The following is a 16,665-nucleotide window of genomic DNA, read 5'->3' as shown; positions in this document are numbered from 1 at the left end:
TACTGACCCCCGTGGCGGGGGGAGGTGCGGGCCGGCGGATCTCCTTCTGGCCGCCCGCCCGGGTCCGCCGTCCCGCGGACGCCGTCCGGCTGGCGCTCGCGGCCGCTGCGCTGCTCGTCCTGGTCCTGCTCGCCGTGCGGGTACCCGGTGTCCCCACTCCCGGGGTCGCTCTCGCGGACGCCGTCCTGGGCGGACTGCCGCGCACCCTGCTGTCGATCGCCAACGGCATCGCCTCGCTCGGCGTGCTGGCGGTCCTCGGCGCCGTCCTGCTGGACGCGCTCCGGCACCGCCGCTTCACCGCCGTCTCCGCCGTCCTGGCCTGCGCCCTGGCACTGGGGCTCGGCGAGGCCGCGGAGTGGCTGCTGGGCCGCGAGGACCTGCTGGGGCCGGCCGAGGACGCGGCGGTGACCCCGATCGCCGCCGCGGTCGGCCTGCTGGTCGGCGGCGACCTGCAGCGACGCCCGCGCTGGTCGGCGCCCGCCCGCGTGGCGCTCGGGGCGGCGCTGCTCTGCGCGCTGGCGCTGGGCAGCCTCACCCTGCTCAGCGGGGCCGTCGCCGTCCTCGCCGGAGCCGCGGCGGGTCTGACCGTGCGGGTCCTGCTGGGCGTCGTCCCCGCCCGCCCCGACGAGGAGCGGGTCCGCGCCGTCCTCGCTGCGGCCGGTCTCCCGGTGACCGGGCTGCGGCCGCTGCCGCACCCGCCGGAGAGCCTCCGCTACGCCGCCTCCTCGCCCGACGGCGACCTCGAGGTCACCGTCGTCGACCCCGACCGGCGCGGCGTCTCGCTGGCCCGCCGCGCGCTGTCGCTGCTGCGGCTGCGGTCCTCGGTCGTCGGCCGGCCCGCGCTGACGCTGCGCGGGCAGCTCGAGCGGGAGGCGTTGTGCGCCGGGATCGCCCGCGCGGCCGACGTCCCCGCGCCGGCGGTGCTGACGATGCTGTCCGCGGGCCCGGCGCTGCTGTCGGTGGCCCGGCCGCTGTCGGGGACCCCGCTGTCGGCCGCGGACGGCGACCCGGCCGCCCGGCTCCCCGCCGCCTTCGCCGCGCTGCGGCGCGTGCACCGGGCCGGGCTGTCCCACGGCGCGCTGACCCCCGACTCCGTCGTCCTGCTGCCGGACGGCGGGGTCGGCTTCACCGCGTGGCAGTCCGCCCAACCCGCGGCCGCCGACCTGCAGCGTGAACTGGACGTCGTGGCGCTGCTGGTCACCGCCGCCGCGCACGCCGGCGTGCACGAGGCGGTGGCCGCGCTGCGGACGGGCTACGGGTCCGAGCCGGCGGCCGAGGCGCGACTCGCGGCCCTGACCCAGCCCCTGGTCCTGCCGCCGCCCCTGCGCGACGCGGTGCGCCGGACCGGCGTCGTCGGCGACCTGCGGACCGAGCTCGCCGGGTCGACCGGGACGGACCACGCGACGGCGCCGCGGCTCGAGCGCGTCCGGCTGCGGACGCTCGTCACCGTGGTCGCGGCGACGTTCGCCGCCTACGTGCTGGCCTCCCAGCTCTCCGAGGTGAGCCTCGGCAGCACGCTGGGCGCGGCCCGCTGGGAGTGGCTCGTCGTCGCGGTGCTCGGCTCGGCCGTCACCTACGTCGGTGCCGCACTCGCGCTGCAGGCCTTCGTGCCCATCGGCCTACCGCTGGCCCGGACGACGCTGGTGCAGGTCGCGACCGCCTTCGTCACCCTCGTCACCCCGCCGACCGTCGGGCACGTCGGGCTCGGCATCCGCTACCTGCAGCGCGCCGGCGTCCCGCTGGCGACCGCCGCGGCCAGCGTCGCGGTGAGCCAGGTCGTCACCGTCGTCGTCACCGTGGCGGTGCTGCTGCTGTGCAGCTGGGTCAGCGGCGTCTCGGGAACCCGCCCGGCGCTGTTGCCCAGCGGCGAGGTCCTCGTCGTCCTGCTCGCGGCGACGGCGGTGCTCGTCGTCGTGGCGCTGCTGCCCCCCACCCGGCGGCTGCTGCACCGCCGCGTCGAGCCGCTGCTGCGCCAGACGCTGCCCCAGCTGCTCACCGCACTGACCCAGCCACGCCGCCTCGCGACGGCCGCGCTCGGCATCCTGCTGCTCAACGGCGGCTACGTGCTGGCTCTCGACGCCTCGCTGCGCGCCTTCTCCGCGTCGCTGTCCCTGCCGACGCTCGTCGTCGTCTACCTCGCGGCGTCCACGATCGGGTCGGCGGCGCCCACGCCCGGCGGGCTCGGCGCCGTCGAGGCCGCCCTCGTCGGCGCCCTGACGGCGACCGGCGTGCCGGTGACCGCCGCGCTCACCGCCGTGCTCGCGTTCCGGACGGCGACGTTCTGGCTGCCGGCCCCCTTCGGCTGGCTCGCCTTCCTCGCGCTGCAGCGCAGGCAGCACATCTGATCCGTGGGCGCCGAGCAGCACGGTGCACTGAGCCCGACGTCTCGGCCGCCCGGTCCGGTCACAGCGCCAGCAACCCACCCACCGCGCTCGTCACGACGCCGACCAGCAGCAGCACGGCGGCGGCGGCACGGTCGAACCGGTTGCCCATGAGGGAGTCCAGCAGGCTGGTGAGCTCGGCGAGCCGGACGGGAGCCTCCCGCTCCCGTCCCGCCATGCCGCTGTCGCGCCAGCGGCGGAGAGCAGAGCCGGTTCGACGGGCGTCTGCGACCAGCATCGCCAGGCCGGTCGCCTGAGCGACCAGCGCCACGGAGAAGCAGACGACAGCCAGGGCGACCTGCGCGGTCTCGCTCATGCGGGCGAGGGTGCCGGAAACACCGATCCGGTGGGACGACGCACCCGTGCGGTCGATCAGGTGTCGAAGGCGCCGCCGTCGCACGGGCCGCGGCCGCACGGTCCCTGCGGACAGCGTGCGGCGGCTCGCGCCGTCCCCGAACCGGTGGCGGTCCCGCGCCGGCGGGCCCGGCCGTGCCATCGTCGCCCCGTGCTCGCTGCCCTCGCCGTCGTCGCCCTGCTCTTCGGGGCGGGCGCGGGCCTGCTGGTCAACCGCGCCGCCGGCCGTTTCCCCTGGCCGCCGGGTTCCGGTGCCCGGGAACTGCTGGGGCCCGGCCCGGTCGCCGTCCGCCCGCCGGTGGTCGAGGTCGTCACCGCGCTGCTGGTGACGCTCACCGTGCTGCGCAGCGGGCTCACCTGGGAGCTGCCGGCGTTCCTGCTGCTCGCCGTCGTGGGGGTGCTGCTCGCCGTCGTGGACCTGCAGCACCGGCTGCTGCCCAACCGCGTGGTGCTGCCGGCGCTGGCGGCGGGGACGGTGCTGCTGCTCCTCCCGGCCCTCGCCGACGGCGCCTGGGTCTCGCTGCTGCGGGCGGTGCTGGGCGCCGCAGCGCTGTTCGCGGTCTACCTCGTGCTCGCCCTCCTCTCACCCGGCGGCCTGGGCATGGGCGACGTGAAGCTCGCCGCGCTCCTCGGCCTGTACCTGGGCTGGCTCGGCTGGGCGGCGGTCGTGCTGGGGGCGCTCGCCGGCTTCGTCGTGCAGGCCGTGGTCGCGGTCGGCCTGCTGGCCACCCGGCGGATCGGGCTGCGCGGCGAGCTGCCCTTCGGCCCCGCCATGCTCGCCGGCGCCGCCCTCGTCATCGGCGGGACAGCGCTGCTGCCCTGAGGCCCACGGGGATCACCGTGTGAGCGCGGTCACCTGGAGTGACGCCCGTCGGCGGGAGCCACCCGGGCAGGTGGCTGGTGTCGGCCGATCGGGCGAACGGGGCTCAAGCCGGCAAGCCGTTCTCCCGACACCCCCTGGCAAGTGCTGCGACGCCGGGTCACCCCCGACCCGGACCGGCCGGCACCGTCCTCCAGGGAGTCCCCGTGCTCAACCTCATCAGCAACCCGCTGGCCACCATCGTCACGCTCTACTCGTTCGCCGAGGAGCGCCTCGAGCGTGAGGAGAAGGGCGCCACCGCCGTCGAGTACGGCCTCATGGTCGGCCTGATCGCCGTCGTCATCATCGCCGCCGTCGCCCTGCTCGGCACGAAGCTGGACGGTCTGTTCGACACCATCGGCGCCAAGCTCGGCGGCACCGCCACCACCACGACGCCCGCCACCTGACCCGCGCACCTCCCGCGGCGCAGCGGCCCCGTCCCCCGGGGCCGCTGCGCCGCGCCGTACCCGGACGACGACTACTGCGGAGGAGATGGGGGACCGGTGCGCACCCGACTGCGCGACCAGCACGGCGCCAGTGCCGTGGAGTTCGCGATGATCGTGCCGCTGCTGCTCGTCCTGGTGCTCGGCATCGCCGAGTTCGGGCACGCGTTCCAGGTGCAGGGCACCCTGTCCGCCGCCGCCCGCGAGGGTGCCCGCGTCATGGCCCTGCAGAACGACCCGGCCGCGGCGCGCACCGCCGTCCGGGACGCCAGCCCCACGCTCGACCCGGCGGTCGCCAACGCGCAGATCACCGTCACGCCGCAGACCGGCTGCCCGATGACGAGCACGACGACCCAGAACGTGCGGGTGACCGTCGACTACCCGATGCCGTTCCTCACCGACTTCTTCGGCGCGCGCATCGACCTGACCGGAACGGGGGTCATGCGGTGCAACGGCTGAAGGAGGACCCCGTCCCTCGCACCCCTCGAACCAGGACCCCCTGCCCCCCACCACTCGCGAGCTCGCGGTGGGACCGTGCAGGGGGCCGGAGCCTCCGGACAGGGCCTGGCCGCCGTGCCCTCCGCCGCCGGCTGACCGGCGAGCACGGCGCCTCGGCGGTGCTCCTGGCCCTGCTGCTGGTGCCGATCCTCGGGTTCACCGCGATCGCCGTCGACGTCGGCGCGCTCTACGCGGAGCGCGCCCGGCTGCAGACGGCGGCCGATGCCGCGGCCCTCGCGGTCGCCCGGGACTGCGCCCGCGGCGCCTGCGGCGACATGCGGGCCACCGCGCAGGACCTGGTCGACGCCAACACCGGCAACGCCACCGCCGCCCCGCCGGTGCTCGCCAGCGACCCCGTCCGCGTCACGGTCACCGGCAGCACGCCCACCGAGCACTGGTTCGCACCGGTCATCGGCCACGAGTCGACGCAGGTGACGGCGACCGCGACCGTCGCCTGGGGTGCGCCCGACGCCGGGACGGCGATGCTGCCGCTGATCTTCTCCTGGTGCGAGTTCACGGCCCAGACCGGCGGCGGCCTGCCCTCGACCACCACCCAGCGCACCATCGAGCTGCCGAAGAAGTCCGACACCGGCTGCACCGGGCCCTCGAACATGTTCGTCCCCGGCGGCTTCGGATGGCTGACCACCGACGGGGGGAACACCTGCCGGGCCACCTCGAGGGTCGGCGGCCGGTTCACCTCCGAGCCGGGCAACAACCCCTCGCAGGGCTGCGACACCGAGGACGTGGCCGCGCTGGTCGGCCGCACGGTGCTGCTGCCGATCTTCGACGAGGCGGGCGGCACCGGCAGCAGCGCCTGGTACCACGTCCACGGCTACGCCGCGTTCACGATCACCGCCTACCACTTCGGCGGGCAGTACGACGCCGGCCAGCCGTGCAAGGGCGAGGACCGCTGCATCCGCGGCTACTTCACCCGCTTCGTCGACGCCGGCGACTCCTTCACCTACGGCCCCGGCGCGCCCTCCCTGGGTGCCTGGGTCCTCCGACTCGTTCGATAGGGGACCTCGTTGAGACGCCGACTGCTCGCCGCCCTCGCGGCGCTGCTCCTCGCCGCCACCGGCGCCGTGGTCCTCCTGGCCTACGTGCGCGGCGCCGACGCCCGCGCCCTCGCCGGGGTGCAGACCGTGGACGTGCTCGTGGTCGACCGGCCGGTCGCCGAGGGGACGCCGGGGGAGGAGCTGGCCGAGCTGGTCCGCACCGAGCGACTGCCGGCGAAGGCCGCGGTCCCCGGTGCCGTGACCGACCTCGACGAGCTGGCTGGCCGGGTCGCCACCGTCGACCTGCAGCCGGGCGAGCAGCTGCTGGCGGCCCGCTTCGCCGTCCCGGGGGACCTCGGCGTGCCCGGCACGGTCCCCGCCCCCGAGGGCACCGCCGAGGTCAGCCTGCTGCTCGAGCCGCAGCGCGCGGTCGGCGGCCGGCTGGCGGCCGGGGACACCGTGGGCGTGCACGTCTCCCTCGACGGACGGACCCGCGCCGTCCTCAGTCGGGTCCTGGTCACCCAGGTGCAGGGTGCGCCGGTCGCCGTCGCGGACGGCGAGGGGACCGACACCGCCTCCTCCGGCGGCGCGGCGCCCTCGGCCAGCCTCATGGTCACCCTCGGGCTACGGCCCGAGGCGGCCGAGGCGGTCGTCTTCGGCATGGAGCACGGCACCGTCTGGCTCTCCCTCGAGCCCGAGGGCGTCGACACCACCGGCACCGAGGTCATCACCCCCGAGAACGTCTACGACAAGGACTACTCATGAGTCGCGTGGTGCTCGGCGCAGCCGACGAGGAACTCGTCCTGCGCGTCAAGCAGGCGACCGACGGCGACGTGCACGTGCTGCCCGCCGGCCGGCTGCCCGCCGACCCGGCCCGGCTGTTCGAGCAGCTGGTCGACGGCGAGCTGCCCGAGGTCCTGCTGGTCGGCCCGCTGGCGCCGCCGCAGGAGGTCTTCTCCCTGGCCGCCCGGCTCGACGTGCAGTGCCCCGGCATCAGCGTCGTCCTGCTCGCCGACCCGGCGCCGCAGACCTGGCAGGAGGCGATGCGGGCCGGCGTCCGCGACCTGCTCGCGCCCACCGCGGACGCCGGCGAGATCCGCGCCGCCGTCGAGCGCGCCGGCTCGGCCGCGGCCGGACGCCGACGGGTGCTGCGCCCGGTCGAGGAGACCGCCCGCTACACCGGGCGGGTCATCACCGTGGCCTCCCCGAAGGGCGGCGTCGGCAAGACGACCGTGTCGACCAACCTGGCGATCGGCCTGACCGCGGCCGCGCCGCAGTCGACGGTCCTGGTCGACCTCGACGTCCAGTTCGGCGACGTCGCCTCCGCGCTGGGCCTGACGCCGGAGTACGCGCTGCCCGACGTCGCGCACGGCCCGGCGGCCGAGGACACCATGGTCCTCAAGACCTTCCTCACCCAGCACCCCAGCGGCCTGTACGCGGTGTGCGGGGCGGAGTCCCCGGCGGCCGGCGACGCGGTCACCGGCGCCGACGTCACCCGGCTACTGGCCTCGCTGGCCCGCGAGTTCCGCTACGTCGTCGTCGACACCGCGCCCGGGCTCTCGGAGCAGACGCTCGCCGCCCTCGACCGCGCCACCGACGTGGTCATGGTGACCCAGCATGGACGTCCCCGGGGTCCGCGGGCTGCGCAAGGAGCTCGACGTGCTGCGCGAGCTGTGCATGATCCCGGCCGGCCGGCACGTGGTCATGAACCTCGCCGACGCCAAGGGCGGGCTGTCGATGCGCGACGTCGAGACGGCGATCGGCACCGGCGTGGACGTCGTCGTCCCGCGCTCGGCCGCGGTACCGGTGTCGACCAACCAGGGGGTGCCGATCGTCGCCGGCGGCCGCAAGGACCCGGCGGCCAAGGAGCTGCAGCGGCTGGTCGCCCGGTTCGCCGCCACCCCGATCGTCCGGCCCGGCCGCTACCGCGCGAAGCACCGGGCGGCGTCGTGACCTCCGCCTGCGTGCACCGGGCGGCGTCGTGAACCTCGCCTCGCGCCTCGCCGCGGCCCAGGGGCGGCACGCCGCACCGGAGGCCGAAGCGCCCACTGCGCTCCCGGCACCCCGGGTCGCCGCCCCGGTGGCCGTGCCGCCGCCCACCGACGCCCTCGCCAAGCTCAAGGACCGCGTCGCCAAGGCGCTGTTCGAGCGCATGGGCAACCGGTTGAACGACCCGTCGCTCTCCGAGGAGCAGCTGCGCACGATCGTCCTCGGTGAGCTCGACGAGGTGGTCGAGGAGGAGCGCGTCCCGCTGTCGGCCGAGGAGCGCGGGCGGCTGACCGCCGAGCTGGCCGACGACGTCCTCGGCTACGGCCCGCTGCAGCGGCTGCTGGACGACCCGAGCGTCACCGAGATCATGTGCAACGGCCCGGACGCGGTCTACGTCGAGCAGGACGGCCGGCTCGTCCGCACCGCCGCCCGGTTCACCTCCGAGGAGCACCTGCGCCGGGTCATCGACCGGATCGTCTCCCGGGTGGGACGGCGGATCGACGAGTCCTCGCCGCTGGTCGACGCCCGGCTGGCCGACGGCTCCCGGGTCAACGCGATCATCCCGCCGCTGGCCTTCAGCGGGTCGACGCTGACCATCCGCAAGTTCGCCAAGGACCCGTTCACCGTCGACGACCTGATCGGCTTCGGCACCCTCTCGCCGGAGATGGCCGAGCTGCTGCGCGCCTGCGTCGAGGCGCGGCTCAACGTCATCGTCTCCGGCGGTACCGGCACGGGTAAGACGACGCTGCTCAACGTGCTGTCCTCGTTCATCCCGGACGGCGAGCGGATCGTCACCATCGAGGACGCCGTCGAGCTGCAGCTGCAGCAGGACCACGTCGTCCGGCTGGAGTCCCGCCCGCCCAACATCGAGGGCAAGGGCGCGATCACCATCCGCGACCTGGTGCGCAACTCGCTGCGGATGCGCCCCGACCGGATCGTGGTCGGGGAGTGCCGCGGCGGGGAGTCCCTCGACATGCTGCAGGCGATGAACACCGGCCACGACGGGTCGCTGTCGACGGTGCACGCCAACTCCCCGCGCGACGCCATCGCGCGCCTGGAGACCCTCGTGCTCATGGCCGGCATGGACCTGCCGCTGCGCGCCATCCGCGAGCAGATCGCCTCGGCCGTCGACGTCGTCGTCCAGCTGACCCGGCTGCGCGACGGCACCCGCCGGGTCACGCACGTGACCGAGGTGCAGGGCATGGAGGGGGAGACGGTCACCCTGCAGGACGCGTTCCTCTTCGACTACTCCGCCGGGGTCGACGCGGCCGGCCGGTTCCTCGGCAAGCCGGTGCCGACCGGGGTGCGGCCGCGGTTCACCGACCGCTTCGACGAGCTCGGCATCCGGGTCTCGCCGCGGGTGTTCGGCACCGTCGAGCCGCGCCGGGGGTGGGCCTGATGCTGCCCGTCGCGGGCCTGCTCGCGGTCACCGGCGCGCTCCTGCTGCTGGCCCTCGTCGTCCTCCCGGCCGGGCCACGGCGGGTGCCGCTGGCCCGGCTCGACCCCACGGTGGCGCCGCCGGCGTCCGCGCTGGCCGGCGCCTCGGCCGCGGCCGGCGCCGCGGTGGAGCGGGTGCTCGCCCGGCGCGGACTGGTGGCCCGCGGCACGGCGGCGCTGGAACGGGCGGGGGTGGCGGTGCCGCTACCGGACGTCGTCCTGCTGGTGGGCCTGGCCACCGTCGTCCTCGGGGCGCTGGGCTCGCTGTTCGGCGGGCTGCTGCTGGCGGTCGTGTTCGCGGCGGCGGCCCCGCTGGGCACCAAGGTGCTGCTCGGGCTGAAGCGCGGACGGCGGCAGGCGGCGTTCGCCGACCAGCTGGACGACTCGCTGCAGCTGATGGCGTCGAGCCTGCGCGCCGGGCACAGCCTGCTGCGGGCGGTCGACGCCGTCTCCACCGAGGCCGCCGCGCCGACGTCGGAGGAGTTCGCCCGGATCGTCAACGAGACCCGGGTGGGCCGCGATCTCGGCGACGCCCTCGACGAGGTGGCCGAGCGGATGGACAGCGACGACTTCCGCTGGGTCGCGCAGGCGATCGGCATCCACCGGGAGGTCGGCGGCAACCTGGCCGAGGTCCTCGACACGGTCGGGCACACCATCCGGGAGCGCAACGCCATCCGCCGGCAGGTCAAGGCGCTGTCGGCCGAGGGCAAGCTGTCGGCGGTGGTGCTGATGGCCCTGCCGTTCGGCATCGTCGGCTTCCTGTCGGTGACCAACCCCGCCTACCTGGCCGGCTTCACCGAGGGCCTGGCCGGCTACCTGATGATCGCCGCCGTCGTCGTGCTGCTCACCGTCGGCGGGTTGTGGCTCAAGAAGACCGTGGCGATCCGGTTCTGATGCTGCCGACCCCCGTGCTCGCGGCCGCGCTGGCCGTCGCCCTCGCCGTCCCGCTGCTGGGCTGGGCGCTGCTGGCCCGCCCGCAGGACGCCGCCGCCCGCACCCGCGCCAACCTGACCCGCGGCCTGGACCTGCCCGGCGCCGCGCCTGCCCGCCCGCGGTCCCGGCTGCTGCCGGGGCTGGTCCGTGCCCTGACCCCGGCCGGCACGGTCGCCCGGCTCAACCGGCTGGCCGGCGCCGCCGGGCGCCCGGGGGAGTGGCCGGTGCCCCGGCTGGTGGCGGCGAAGCTGGTGCTCGCCGCGGTGGCCGCGGCGCTCGGCGGGCTGGTGGTGACGGCGGGCCCCGGCCCGCTGACCGTGCTCATGGCGGTCGGGGTGACCGGCGTGGCCTACGTCGTGCCCGAGCTGCTGCTCTACAGCCGCGGGCAGGAGCGGCAGCAGGCGATCGCGCTGGAGCTGGCCGACACCCTCGACCAGATGACGATCGCGGTGGAGGCCGGGCTCGGCTTCGAGGCGGCGATGGCGCGGGCCGGGCGCAACGGTCGCGGCCCGCTGGCCGAGGAGCTCGTGCGCACGCTGCAGGACATCGCCGTCGGCCAGCCCCGCCGCGAGGCCTACCTGGCGCTGGCCGAGCGGACGGCGGTGCCCGACCTGCGCCGGTTCATCCGTGCGGTGGTGCAGGCCGACGCGTACGGCGTCTCGATCGCCGACGTGCTGCGCACCCAGGCGGCGGAGATGCGGCTCAAGCGGCGGCAGCGGGCCGAGGAGAAGGCGATGCAGATCCCGGTGAAGGTGATCTTCCCGCTGATCCTCTGCATCCTGCCGACGCTCTTCATCGTGCTGCTCGGTCCCGCCGTCCTGGACATCGCCGCGGCCTTCGGCGGCTGACCCCGAGAGATCTGCACAGTGGCGGCCATCGGGTGCCCGATGAGCGCCACTGTGCAGATCTCGCGCGGGGAGGGGCTCAGCCGCCCTTCTTGTGCGAGCCGCTGGAGCGGGGCTGGGCCGGGTTGGTCGGGTCGCCCTGGGACGGCGGGTTCATCGCCGGGCCGCTGGTGGCCTCGGAGACCTGGGAGCCGGCGCCGGCGTGCACCGGGTCGTCGGCGGCCGCGGCGGCGGGGTCGCCACCGGAGGGCTGGGCGCCCTCGCGCAGCGCGGCCAGCCGGTTCTCCATGATCGTCACCACCTGCAGCCGGTCGGCGTGCGCCCGCTCGTACTCCAGCAGGGTCTCCAGCCCGGCGGCGTCCAGCGTGCGGATCCGGGAGGTGAGCCCGTCCACGGGGAGGTGGTCGTAGTCGGGCAGCGGCAGTTGGTCGTGCTCGGTCATGCCGACCGCCTACCCGTGCTCCGGCCGATCGACACCGGGGTGTGAGGGCACGGTCGGTGGGTAGGCGGCGGAGGCGGGCAGCCCGGGTCGCAGCCCCCCGACCCGAACCGCCGACCCGACCCACAGCGATCGAGGAGTGGTCCCACCCCCATGGACGTGTCCTTCCTGGAACCGGTCTTCACCGCCTCCGGGCCCTACGCCACCGTGTGCGCCGACGTGACGCACACCACCGAGAACGCCGACACCGAGGTGGAGCTGCGGGTCCGCGCCATCGCCGAGAAGCTCACCGAGCAGGGCGCGCCGGAGCCGGTGGTCGAGGCGGTCCGCGGCCGGCTGCTGGAGGCCAACGAGGGTGGGGAGATCGCCACGCTGCGGGGCCGGGCCCTCGTCGTCGCGGCTGACGGCTCCGTCGTCCTGGACCAGCCACTGGTGGGCGCGCCGCGGCAGGAGGTCGCCGAGTGGTCGCCGACCCCGAACCTGCTCCCGATCCTGCGGCAGCTGCCCGGACGCGTGCCGCACATCGTCGTCGTCACCGACCGGGTGGGGGCCGACATCTCGGTGGCCACCCTCGTCGGCAAGCCCGAGATCGAGGACGAGGTCGAGGGCGACAGCTTCCAGATCCGCAAGTTCCAGGGCGGCGGCTGGGCCCACCACCGCTACCAGCACAACGCCGAGAACAAGTGGATCCACAACGCCGACAACGTCGCGGAGCGCATCGCCTCGCTGGTGCGCCGGCTGCACCCGCGCTTCGTGCTCCTCGCCGGCGACATGCGGGCCCGGCAGATCCTCACCGACCGGGCCAGCGACCTGTGGTCGGAACTCATCGTCTCCATGGACGAGGGCGGCCGGGCCGCCGGCGCCGACCGCGAGCCGGTCGACCAGCGGACCGCCGAGCTCGTGGCCGAGCACGAGGCCCGCGAGGAGGCCGACGCGGTGGAGAAGCTGGCCTCCGCCGGCGCCCACGGCCTGGCCGTCACGGGCAAGGCCGCGGTGGTCGAGGCGCTGCGCAAGGGCCAGGTCGAGACCCTGGTCCTCGCCGACCAGCAGGACCCCGACGACACGCTCATCGTCGGCAACTCGCCGCTCGAACTCGGCGTCGACCAGCACGACATGGACGCCCTGGGCACCCACGGCACCGTCGTCCCGGCCGAGGGGGCGCTGCTCGCCGCTTCCGTGGCGAGCGCGGCCGGCGTCGTCGTCGTCCCCCGGGCGGCGATGCCCGGTGACATCCCGGTCGCGGCGATCCTCCGCTACACCGACGACTCCACGCCCACGGCCCAGTGACCAGGGAGACCGACATGACCGACCCCCACCAGCCCGCCACCTCTCCCGGCACCTCCACCGGCGACGTCGAGCGCCGCGCCGCGCTCGCCGAGGCCCTCGGCAAGGAGGTGTGGCCGGCCGACAAGGACGCGCTCGTGGCCAAGGCCCAGGAGGGCAACGCCCCCGACCGCGTGCTCTCCGACCTGCGCCGGCTGCCGTCCGGCCAGCAGTTCGAGAACGTGCAGGACGTCGCCCGCGCCCTGGGCATCGGCACCGAGCAGCAGCGGTTCTGAGGTGACCACCAACAAGGAGCCCAGCCCCGAGGCGCTGGCCAACGTCACCGAGCACAACGTCCAGACGCGGGCGGAGCTGCTGCCCGAGGAGGAGGAACTCCACGGCAGCGGCATGGAGGAGGTCGCCGCCGAGGTGATCCTGGCCGAGTCCGAGGAGCGGACGGTCCACCCCGACCCGGACGACGCCCAGGGCGCCCACCGTCAGTCCGCAGAGACCGCGGACCTGCCCTGAGCGCCCGGCACGAGCACGCCGTCCAGCTGCGCTGGTCGGACCCGGACTCCCTCGGCCACGTCAACCACGCCCGGGCGCTGAGCCTGATCGAGGACGCGCGGCTGGCGATGGCCGAGGGAGCTCCGGGGGACCGCGGGCTGATCCTCGCCCGGCTGGAGGTCGACTACCTGCGCCAGCTGTACTACCGGGTGGGCGAGCGGCTGTGCGTGCGCAGCACGGTGACCCGCCTGGGCACCAGGTCGCTCACCCTGCGGCAGGAGCTGGTGCAGGACGACGAGGTCGCCATCCGCGCCTCCGTGGTGATGGTCCTGTTCGACTTCGCCACCGACGCGAGCCGGGCCATGACCGACGACGAGCGCGCCCACTGGAGCCGCTTCCAGGTGTCCTGAGGTGACCTTCTTCCCGGGGGTCGCGGAGACGCGGCAGGACGGGGCGGACGGCGTCCGGCTGCGGGTGCGGGTCGGTGGCGCGGGCCCGCCCGTCGTCCTGCTGCACGGGCACCCGCGCACGCACACCACCTGGCACCGGGTCGCCCCGCTGCTGGCCGCGGCCGGGCACACCGTCGTCTGCCCGGACCTGCGCGGCTACGGGCGGTCGTCCGAGCCGCCGACCACCGAGGACCACGCGCCGTACGCGAAGCGGGCCATGGCCCGTGACGTGGTCGCGCTGATGCGCGGCCTGGGCCACGAGCGCTTCGCCGTCGTCGGACACGACCGCGGCAGCTACGTCGCGCTGCGCACGGCCCTCGACCACCCCGGCGCCGTCACCCACCTCGCCGTCCTCGACTGCATCCCGATCGTCGAGCACCTCGACCGCGTCGACGCCCGGTTCGCCGCCGCCTGGTGGCACTGGTTCTTCTTCGCCCAGCCGGAGAAGCCCGAGCGGGCCATCGGCGCCGACCCCGACGCCTGGTACGGCGCACTGGCCCCGGGGAAGGCCGCGCAGATGGGCGAGGAGAACCACGCGGACTTCCGCCGTGCGATCGCCGACCCCGCCACGGTGCACGCCATGCTCGAGGACTACCGCGCCGGCCTGACCGTGGACCGCGCCGCCGAGGAGGCCGATCGGGCCGCCGGACGGCGAGTCGCCTGCCCCACGCTGGTGCTCTGGTCGGCCCACGACGACCTCGAGGACCTGCACGGCGACCCGCTGCGGATCTGGGCGGCCTGGACCGGCGACCTGCGCGGCGGCGGCCGCATCGACAGCGGCCACCACATGGCGGAGGAGGCCCCGGAGGAGCTGGTTGCCGCGCTGGTCCCGTTCGTGGCGGGCTGACACCGGTAGGGCAACGGCGTGCCGAACACGACCCACGGCGGGCACGCCGGGCAGGACGAGATCCCCGGCACCACCAGCGGTCCCACGCGAGGGGCGCAGCGCTCCGATGCCGGCCTCACTCCCGTGCACGACGGCGTTCCGCGTGGTCGCGACGCCGTCAACGGTGGTCGACCTGCCCGGTCGTCCCGCCTGCGGACCGCTCACACCACCGGCTCTGGTGTCGTCACGAGTCCGACGAGCTCGTCAGGATCGATGGTCCGGAGTTGCTGCCCACCGCAGCCGAGGCCACGGTGTCCCGCCCCAGCGCCTTCGCCCGGTACAGCGCCGCGTCGGCGCGGGCCAGCAGCGCGTCAGGGCTCTCCACGCCGTCCCAGACCGCGAGGCCGATGCTGCAGGTCTGTCCCTCGGGCACTGCTGCGCGCAGCCGGTCGAGCACCCGCTGCGCGTGTGCCTCAGGGCAGGCGGGCAGGGCGATGACGAACTCCTCACCCCCCCAGCGGGCCACGACGTCCGGCTCGCGCAGGACTTCTGTGCACACAGCGGCGAAGCGGCGCAGCAGGTCGTCACCGGCCTGGTGGCCGAAGGTGTCGTTGTAGACCTTGAAGTGGTCGAGGTCTGCCACCGCGATGCTGAGCGGCGCGCCGGTGCGCCGGGCGGACGCGATCAGGGCGGGCAGGTCCGCCTCCCACGACCGGCGGTTGGGCAGGCCGGTGAGGGCGTCGGTGGCCGCCGTGCGCTCGAGCCTGCGCAGCAGGACCTCGTTGTCCAGCGCGAGAGCGGTCTCGTCGGCGAGCAGGTCCACCGTGGCCGCCCGCTGGTCGGACACGGAGTCGATTCGCTCGTTCCAGGCGACCACGAGCACACCCAGCGTGGCGTCACCGGACTGCACCGGATGGACCAGCACCGACCGCGCGCCGGACGCCGCCAGCAGGTCGCCCGCGAACAGCGGATCCGCGGCCGGGTCGGCCAGGAACAGCGGTCGGCCGCTGCGTACCACCTCGACGTAGACGGAGGTGGCGTCGATCGGTGTGCGCGTGCCCGTCATGTCGACGCCCACGCTGGCGGTCACCACGAGGCTCGACGCTGCGGCGGGCCCCTCGCCGGTTCGCGCGCCCGGGCTCCCACAGGCGTCCTCGTACTCGACCAGGTGGGCCGAGCTGGCACCGCCGAGGGCCCGGACCGCCTCCAGGATCGTGCCGCGGACGTCGACCCCGGAGCGGATGCGCCGCACCAGCCGCGCGACGGCCAGCACCGTCTCCTACGACTCGCGCAGCGCCTGCTCGGCGGCCACCCGCTCCGTGACGTCCTGCACGTGGGCCAGCGTCCACGGCCGCCCGTCAGGGCCCGTGATGTGGGTCAGGGTCAGCCACGCCGTCCGGACCGTGCCGTCGGGGCGCACGTAGCGCTTCTGCACCCGCCCGACCCCATCCTCCGCGGCGGTGATCAGCTGGGCCGACGCCGCATGCACATGTCGGTCGTCAGGGTGGTGGAACGGTGCGGCGGACCGGCCCAGGAGCTCCTCGGCCGGTCGGCCGAACAGCCGGCACATCGCCGGGTTGACCGCGACGAACACCCCGCGCTCGTCGGAGAGACCGATACCCACCGGGGACGCCTCGAACAGGGCCCGGAAACGGGCCTCGGTCAGGGCGCCGGTGACGTCGGCGCGCCGGCGAGCTGGTCGCCGTGCCATCAACCCGGCGACGCCGGCCAGCAGTGCAGCACGGACGCCGACCGCGACCGCCTTCACCGGCGCGGATGTCCGCACCGGCTGGGCGTCGGCGGCCGCGTCCTGCTCTCCCCGTGGCGGGAACCCGTCGCTCATGGCACCTCCTGCCCGTGCCATCGACAGTTCGAGCAGCCCGGTCGACGGGCTGGGACGCCGAGCCCACTCCAACGGGTGGCCCGTGCGGTCGGTGACGATCGCGGCCCGGGACCGGTCGGTTACCTGGCGACGCGCGCCGGGTAGCACGAGTGCGGACGGCCGGCCGAGGAGGGGCGATGCCGAAGACGACGAAGAGCGGCGACGCGAAGCAGGACGAGATCCCCTCGACGCTGCAGCGCTCGGACGAGAAGGCGCAGCGCACCTTCACCAAGGCGCACGACTCGGCGATGGACTTCTACGACGACGAGCGGCGGGCCAACCAGACGGCCTGGGCCGCGGTCAAGCACACGCACGAGAAGGTCGGCGACCACTGGGAGCCCAAGGACCACGAGGGCCCGAGCGACGCCCAGGCCGAGGGCGGCCGGGACACGAACCGTGGGACCAAGGGCGGCGTCGACGCCAACGCCACCAAGGAACACCTGATGGACGTCGCCAAGAGGCTCGACATCAGCGGCCGCTCGACGATGAGCAAGGACGAGCTGGTCGACGCCATCCAGAAGGCCAACGACAGGGCGACCGCCGAGGCGCGGAACAGGAGCTAGAT

20 protein-coding genes are annotated in these 16,665 nt (G+C 75.2%); 16 read left to right on the top strand and 4 right to left on the bottom strand.

All coding sequences use genetic code 11. The features are described 5' to 3' along the window. The first annotated feature begins 11 nt into the window (after positions 1 to 11). Entirely contained in the window at positions 12 to 2,345 is a 2,334-nt protein-coding gene (locus GOBS_RS16815; RefSeq protein WP_041241539.1) for a lysylphosphatidylglycerol synthase transmembrane domain-containing protein, read from the top strand. Positions 2,346 to 2,403: 58 nt separating this feature from the next. On the opposite strand, the gene GOBS_RS27625 is transcribed toward GOBS_RS16815, so the two are convergent. Further along, positions 2,404 to 2,697 carry a hypothetical protein gene (locus GOBS_RS27625; RefSeq protein ID WP_012949460.1) on the bottom strand — a complete coding sequence of 98 codons (294 nt, stop codon included), beginning with the start codon at positions 2,695 to 2,697 and terminating at the stop codon, positions 2,404 to 2,406. Between the two features lie 189 nt (positions 2,698 to 2,886). On the opposite strand from GOBS_RS27625, the gene GOBS_RS16805 reads away from it, so the two are divergent. From GOBS_RS16805 to GOBS_RS16765, 9 genes are all read left to right on the top strand, one after another. Beyond that, complete coding sequence (locus GOBS_RS16805; RefSeq protein WP_012949459.1) at positions 2,887 to 3,558, top strand: prepilin peptidase; 672 nt, start codon at positions 2,887 to 2,889, stop codon at positions 3,556 to 3,558. Between the two features lie 203 nt (positions 3,559 to 3,761). Next, positions 3,762 to 4,001, top strand: a complete 240-nt coding sequence (locus GOBS_RS16800; RefSeq protein ID WP_012949458.1) for a Flp family type IVb pilin — start codon at positions 3,762 to 3,764, stop codon at positions 3,999 to 4,001. Between the two features lie 96 nt (positions 4,002 to 4,097). Further along, positions 4,098 to 4,496 carry a TadE/TadG family type IV pilus assembly protein gene (locus tag GOBS_RS16795; RefSeq protein ID WP_012949457.1) on the top strand — a complete coding sequence of 133 codons (399 nt, stop codon included), beginning with the start codon at positions 4,098 to 4,100 and terminating at the stop codon, positions 4,494 to 4,496. Between the two features lie 158 nt (positions 4,497 to 4,654). Continuing rightward, positions 4,655 to 5,551 carry a pilus assembly protein TadG-related protein gene (locus tag GOBS_RS16790; RefSeq protein WP_012949456.1) on the top strand — a complete coding sequence of 299 codons (897 nt, stop codon included), beginning with the start codon at positions 4,655 to 4,657 and terminating at the stop codon, positions 5,549 to 5,551. A gap of 9 nt (positions 5,552 to 5,560) precedes the next feature. Further along, positions 5,561 to 6,295 (top strand): Flp pilus assembly protein CpaB, encoded by a 735-nt coding sequence (gene cpaB, locus GOBS_RS16785; protein ID WP_012949455.1) that lies wholly within the window; start codon positions 5,561 to 5,563, stop codon positions 6,293 to 6,295. Next, entirely contained in the window at positions 6,292 to 7,515 is a 1,224-nt protein-coding gene (locus GOBS_RS16780; RefSeq protein ID WP_012949454.1) for a CpaE/TadZ family protein, read from the top strand. The genes cpaB and GOBS_RS16780 overlap by 4 nt, the downstream gene beginning before the upstream one ends. Next, positions 7,512 to 8,918, top strand: a complete 1,407-nt coding sequence (locus tag GOBS_RS16775; protein ID WP_012949453.1) for a TadA family conjugal transfer-associated ATPase — start codon at positions 7,512 to 7,514, stop codon at positions 8,916 to 8,918. The genes GOBS_RS16780 and GOBS_RS16775 overlap by 4 nt, the downstream gene beginning before the upstream one ends. Continuing rightward, entirely contained in the window at positions 8,918 to 9,850 is a 933-nt protein-coding gene (locus GOBS_RS16770) for a type II secretion system F family protein (RefSeq protein WP_012949452.1), read from the top strand. The genes GOBS_RS16775 and GOBS_RS16770 overlap by 1 nt, the downstream gene beginning before the upstream one ends. Then, positions 9,850 to 10,737, top strand: coding sequence for a type II secretion system F family protein (locus GOBS_RS16765; protein ID WP_012949451.1), 888 nt, complete (start codon positions 9,850 to 9,852; stop codon positions 10,735 to 10,737). The genes GOBS_RS16770 and GOBS_RS16765 overlap by 1 nt, the downstream gene beginning before the upstream one ends. A 76-nt stretch (positions 10,738 to 10,813) precedes the next feature. Here the strand turns inward: GOBS_RS16765 and GOBS_RS16760 are convergent, their stop codons facing one another. Then, positions 10,814 to 11,176 (bottom strand): DUF8129 domain-containing protein, encoded by a 363-nt coding sequence (locus GOBS_RS16760; RefSeq protein ID WP_012949450.1) that lies wholly within the window; start codon positions 11,174 to 11,176, stop codon positions 10,814 to 10,816. Between the two features lie 150 nt (positions 11,177 to 11,326). On the opposite strand from GOBS_RS16760, the gene GOBS_RS16755 reads away from it, so the two are divergent. From GOBS_RS16755 to GOBS_RS16735, 5 genes are read left to right on the top strand one after another with little or no spacing between them, the layout of a single operon-like run. Continuing rightward, on the top strand, positions 11,327 to 12,460 hold the full coding sequence (locus tag GOBS_RS16755) for a baeRF2 domain-containing protein (protein WP_012949449.1): 1,134 nt from the start codon (positions 11,327 to 11,329) through the stop codon (positions 12,458 to 12,460). 14 nt (positions 12,461 to 12,474) lie between these two features. Next, positions 12,475 to 12,732: a DUF2795 domain-containing protein gene (locus GOBS_RS16750; protein ID WP_012949448.1), complete on the top strand. Its 258-nt coding sequence runs from the start codon at positions 12,475 to 12,477 to the stop codon at positions 12,730 to 12,732. A 1-nt stretch (position 12,733) separates the two neighbouring features. Then, on the top strand, positions 12,734 to 12,964 hold the full coding sequence (locus GOBS_RS16745) for a hypothetical protein (RefSeq protein WP_012949447.1): 231 nt from the start codon (positions 12,734 to 12,736) through the stop codon (positions 12,962 to 12,964). Further along, complete coding sequence (locus tag GOBS_RS16740) at positions 12,961 to 13,353, top strand: acyl-CoA thioesterase (protein ID WP_012949446.1); 393 nt, start codon at positions 12,961 to 12,963, stop codon at positions 13,351 to 13,353. Before GOBS_RS16745 ends, GOBS_RS16740 begins: the two co-directional genes overlap by 4 nt. Before the next feature lies 1 nt (position 13,354). Further along, on the top strand, positions 13,355 to 14,239 hold the full coding sequence (locus GOBS_RS16735; protein WP_012949445.1) for an alpha/beta fold hydrolase: 885 nt from the start codon (positions 13,355 to 13,357) through the stop codon (positions 14,237 to 14,239). A 223-nt stretch (positions 14,240 to 14,462) separates the two neighbouring features. On the opposite strand, the gene GOBS_RS25590 is transcribed toward GOBS_RS16735, so the two are convergent. Both GOBS_RS25590 and GOBS_RS16725 read right to left on the bottom strand, forming a co-directional pair. Continuing rightward, a complete protein-coding gene (locus tag GOBS_RS25590) occupies positions 14,463 to 15,491 on the bottom strand; it encodes a GGDEF domain-containing protein (protein ID WP_012949444.1) in 1,029 nt (342 codons plus the stop codon). 6 nt (positions 15,492 to 15,497) lie between these two features. Next, the gene (locus GOBS_RS16725; protein ID WP_041241537.1) at positions 15,498 to 16,061 is read right to left on the bottom strand and encodes a PAS domain S-box protein; all 564 of its coding nucleotides are present in this window, start codon (positions 16,059 to 16,061) and stop codon (positions 15,498 to 15,500) included. Between the two features lie 176 nt (positions 16,062 to 16,237). Between GOBS_RS16725 and GOBS_RS16720 the strand changes: the two genes are divergently transcribed. Further along, a complete protein-coding gene (locus GOBS_RS16720; RefSeq protein ID WP_012949443.1) occupies positions 16,238 to 16,663 on the top strand; it encodes a ChaB family protein in 426 nt (141 codons plus the stop codon). Positions 16,664 to 16,665 lie beyond the last annotated feature (2 nt).

It is taken from the genome of Geodermatophilus obscurus DSM 43160 (genome assembly GCF_000025345.1).
GTDB lineage: Bacteria > Actinomycetota > Actinomycetes > Mycobacteriales > Geodermatophilaceae > Geodermatophilus > Geodermatophilus obscurus.
Note: the sequence above shows the minus strand (reverse complement) of the source record. Positions and strands in the feature narration are given on the sequence as shown.

Excerpts from the sequence above, each read along its gene's own strand:
- GOBS_RS27625 (WP_012949460.1), bottom strand. The coding sequence starts at position 2,697 with ATGAGCGAGACCGCGCAGGTCGCCCTGGCTGTCGTCTGCTTCTCCGTG.
- GOBS_RS16780 (WP_012949454.1), top strand. The coding sequence starts at position 6,292 with ATGAGTCGCGTGGTGCTCGGCGCAGCCGACGAGGAACTCGTCCTGCGC.
- GOBS_RS16770 (WP_012949452.1), top strand. The coding sequence starts at position 8,918 with ATGCTGCCCGTCGCGGGCCTGCTCGCGGTCACCGGCGCGCTCCTGCTG.
- GOBS_RS16765 (WP_012949451.1), top strand. The coding sequence starts at position 9,850 with ATGCTGCCGACCCCCGTGCTCGCGGCCGCGCTGGCCGTCGCCCTCGCC.
- GOBS_RS16760 (WP_012949450.1), bottom strand. The coding sequence starts at position 11,176 with ATGACCGAGCACGACCAACTGCCGCTGCCCGACTACGACCACCTCCCC.
- GOBS_RS16755 (WP_012949449.1), top strand. The coding sequence starts at position 11,327 with ATGGACGTGTCCTTCCTGGAACCGGTCTTCACCGCCTCCGGGCCCTAC.
- GOBS_RS16750 (WP_012949448.1), top strand. The coding sequence starts at position 12,475 with ATGACCGACCCCCACCAGCCCGCCACCTCTCCCGGCACCTCCACCGGC.
- GOBS_RS16725 (WP_041241537.1), bottom strand. The coding sequence starts at position 16,061 with ATGAGCGACGGGTTCCCGCCACGGGGAGAGCAGGACGCGGCCGCCGAC.
- GOBS_RS16720 (WP_012949443.1), top strand. The coding sequence starts at position 16,238 with ATGCCGAAGACGACGAAGAGCGGCGACGCGAAGCAGGACGAGATCCCC.